Consider the following 3,321-nt stretch of genomic DNA (forward strand, 5'->3'; position numbering starts at 1 on the left):
GCACGCCGCTTGACATAGGAGATACCCATGCACAGCGACCCCTCCCTCCCCTCCTCTCCTCCTGTCCCGGGGACTGCCCCGGAGGCGGGAGGGACCTCGGCGCCGTCCCCGGCCCACCCCTCCGGCACCGCCGAGGCGCCCGGCCCGCTCGCCGGCGCCGCCGCCCCGGTCTCCGCCGAGGCCTCGGTCCCGAGCTCGACCGCGCTGTCTATCCGCGGGCTGCGCAAGTCCTTCTCCGGCACCGAGGTGGTCCACGGCCTGTCCCTGGACGTGCCGCAGGGCTCGTTCTACGGGATCGTCGGTCCCAACGGCGCCGGCAAGACCACCACCCTGTCGATGGCGACAGGCCTGCTGCGGCCCGACGACGGCACGGCGCACGTGCTCGGCCACGACATGTGGGCCGAGCCGCAGGCGGCCAAGGCGCGCCTCGGCGTCCTCGCCGACGGGCTGCGCACCTTCGACCGGCTCACCGGACGGGAGCTGCTGACCTACGTCGGCCTGCTCCGCGGGATGGAGCCGGCCGTGGTCGAGGAGCGGATGGAGTCGCTGCTGACCGCGCTCGACCTCGCGGGCGAGGACGGGAAGCTGGTCGTGGACTACTCCGCCGGCATGACCAAGAAGATCCTGCTGGCGAGCGCCCTGCTGCACGCGCCGCGCCTGCTGGTGCTCGACGAGCCGCTCGAGGCCGTCGACCCCGTCTCCGCGCAGGTGATCCGCACGATCCTCACCGCGTATGTCGAGGGCGGCGGCACGGTCGTGCTCTCCAGCCACGTGATGGAGCTGGTCGAGGGGCTGTGCAGCCACGTCGCGATCATCGCCGACGGGCGGCTGATGGCCGACGGCACCCTCGACCAGGTGCGCCAGGGCGGCAGCCTCGTGCAGACCTTCATCGACCTCGTCGGCGGCGGGGACGTCGCGGAGGGGAGCCTGTCGTGGTTGGAGTCCTGAGCACCGAGCACGCCCGGACCGCGGCCGCGCAGGACGTGCGCCACGGCGAGATCCGCGGACGCGACCTCGTGCGCCTGCAGCTGAAGCTCAAGTGGACGCTGTGGAAGCGGTCCTATCGCAAGAACATCGGCAAGATCATCGGCACCTCGATCGGGGTGCTCTACGGCCTCGGCGGCCTGGCCATGCTGGTCTTCCTGTTCCTGGGCACCACGCTGTGGGCCGGGGAGGGAGAGCTGTTCCCGCAGATCGTGCGCGGCCTCGGCGCCGTCACCGTGCTGCTGTGGTTCCTGATCCCCGTCCTCGCCTTCGGGATCGACGACACCCTGGATCCGCGTTCGTTCGCCCTCTTCCCCCGCAGCGCGAGAGAGCTGCAGCCGGGGATGTTCGCGGCGGCCGCGCTGAGCCTGCCGAGCCTCTTCACGCTCCTCGCGCTCGCGATCGCCACCGCCTTCGAGCTGCTGTGGCTGGTCCTGTTCGGCCAGGGCGCCGGGTGGGTCGCGCTCGGTGCCCTTGCGCTGATCCCCGCGAACCTCGCCGGGCTCGCGCTGTGCCTGCTGCTGCCGCGGGCCTGGTTCGCACACTCCGCCGCCCGGGCCTCGAGCCGCAAGGGCCGCGAGCTCGGCGGGATCTTCGGCTTCCTGGCGATGTTCGTGGCGATCTACGCCTTCTCGCTCTCCGCCCAGCGCATCGAGGACCTCGACATGCTCTGGGTGCGCGAGCAGCTGCCTCTGGCGACCGAGGTGCTGGCCTGGACGCCGCTCGGTGCGCTGTTCTCCGTGCCGATGGATCTCGCCGAGGGCCGGGTGCTCGCGGCGCTGCTGCGCGCCCTGATCGGTGCGGCGACGATCGTGCTGGTCTGGCTGTGGTGGAGGCGCTCGATCGACCTGTCGATGACCTCGGCGCTGACCGGGGACGCCTCCTCGGGCCAGGCGAAGGTCTCCCCGCTCGTGCCGCGCCTCGTGCCCGCCGGTCCCTTCGGCGCCGTGATGGGCAAGTCCCTGCGCTACTGGCGACGGGACACCCGCTATCTCGCCGCCCTCGGCATCTACCCCGTGGTGATCGTGTTCTTCGTGGCGATGGGGTTCATGGTCCCCGAGGCCCGGACGATGATGCTGGGCATGGCCGTGTTCATGTGCGCGATGACAGGGCTGAGCATCTCCAACGAGATCGGCTTCGACGGACCGTCGGGCTGGGTCAACATCGTCGCCGGCGCCCCTGCCCGCGCGAACCTGCTGGGCCGGATCGCGGCGATGGCGGTGCTGATGATCCCCGCGGTCGTGGTGATCACCGTCGCGCTGCCGCTGCTGTACGGACTGCCCGAGCTGATCCCGATGACCCTGCTCGGCTCGCTCGGCGCGATGATCTCCGGCTGGGGCACCTCGATGGTGGTGGGAGTGCTGCTGCCCTACCCGAGCTCTCCCCCGGGCACCAACCCGATGAAGGACAAGTCCGCCTCGAGCTCGAACGCCATGCTCTCGATGGCGATCTCGATGGTGACGGTGTTCGTGCCGATGCTGCCGCCGCTGGGCCTCGGCATCTGGGGCGCGGTCGCGGGGAGCCTGACGCTGATCACCGGGGCCGGCGTGCTGGCGATCGTGATCGGCGTGGCCGTGCTGCTGATCGGTCTGCGCATCGCGACGGTCCGCCTGGACGCCCGCTACCCGGACATCTTCCAGAAGGTCCGCGACCACGTGTGAGCCGGTGCCGGGCCGGGGCTGCTGACCTGACGCCTCCGGCCCTGCACCCGGCAGCGCCAGGCGACCGGGGAGGGTCAGGCCGACGGGCCGCCGGGGGCGCCGAGCTCGCGCTCCATGACGAGCGCGTCGATGCGCCGACCGCGGATCCGGTAGTAGCCGCGGCGGCGACCGATCTCCCGGTACCCGGCTGCGGCGTAGACGGCGCGGGCGCGGTCGTTGTCCTCACGCACCTCGAGCAGCATCCGCTCGGCGCCGCCGCGCCGGGCCTGCTCCTCGCACCAGGCGAGCAGGGCGCGTCCGATGCCCTCACCCTCGCGGCGCGTACCGATGGTGTGGAGGTCGGCGAGGTCGCCGGCGAGCATGATCCCGGCGTAGCCGAGCAGCGCGCCGCCGCATCCGGGAAGGGTCCGCCCGTCGGCGCTGCGGGCCGGCTCGGCCGCTTCCTCGACCGCGACGACGTAGCGGCGGTCGGGATGCTCGACCTCCTCGGCGAGCTGGAACACGGTCCAGGCCTCGTCGGGGAACAGCTCGAGCTCGGCGAAGGCGATCTCCTCGACGTCCTCGAGGGTCGCCGGTCGCAGGGACCAGGGGCCCCCGGCACGGTCGGCCTGGCCCGCGCCGCGCGAAGAGCCCGCAGCGTCGGCCGACCTCGCACCGCGGTCCGCCCCGGCCGGGC

3 protein-coding genes are annotated in these 3,321 nt (G+C 72.5%); 2 read left to right on the plus strand and 1 reads right to left on the minus strand.

Features of this window, described 5'->3' with window-relative positions; translation table 11 throughout:
- Positions 1–27: 27 nt before the first annotated feature.
- Positions 28–948 carry an ABC transporter ATP-binding protein gene (locus HMPREF3159_RS09855; protein ID WP_070500873.1) on the plus strand — a complete coding sequence of 307 codons (921 nt, stop codon included), beginning with the start codon at positions 28–30 and terminating at the stop codon, positions 946–948.
- Entirely contained in the window at positions 933–2,645 is a 1,713-nt protein-coding gene (locus HMPREF3159_RS09860; RefSeq protein WP_070500874.1) for a hypothetical protein, read from the plus strand. The genes HMPREF3159_RS09855 and HMPREF3159_RS09860 overlap by 16 nt, the downstream gene beginning before the upstream one ends.
- A 74-nt stretch (positions 2,646–2,719) precedes the next feature.
- Here HMPREF3159_RS09860 and HMPREF3159_RS09865 read toward each other — a convergent pair whose 3' ends face one another.
- Positions 2,720–3,226 carry a GNAT family N-acetyltransferase gene (locus HMPREF3159_RS09865; protein ID WP_070500875.1) on the minus strand — a complete coding sequence of 169 codons (507 nt, stop codon included), beginning with the start codon at positions 3,224–3,226 and terminating at the stop codon, positions 2,720–2,722.
- Positions 3,227–3,321: the final 95 nt, after the last annotated feature.

The sequence above is a fragment of the Brachybacterium sp. HMSC06H03 genome (assembly GCF_001807385.1).
GTDB classification, from domain to species: Bacteria; Actinomycetota; Actinomycetes; order Actinomycetales; family Dermabacteraceae; genus Brachybacterium; species Brachybacterium conglomeratum.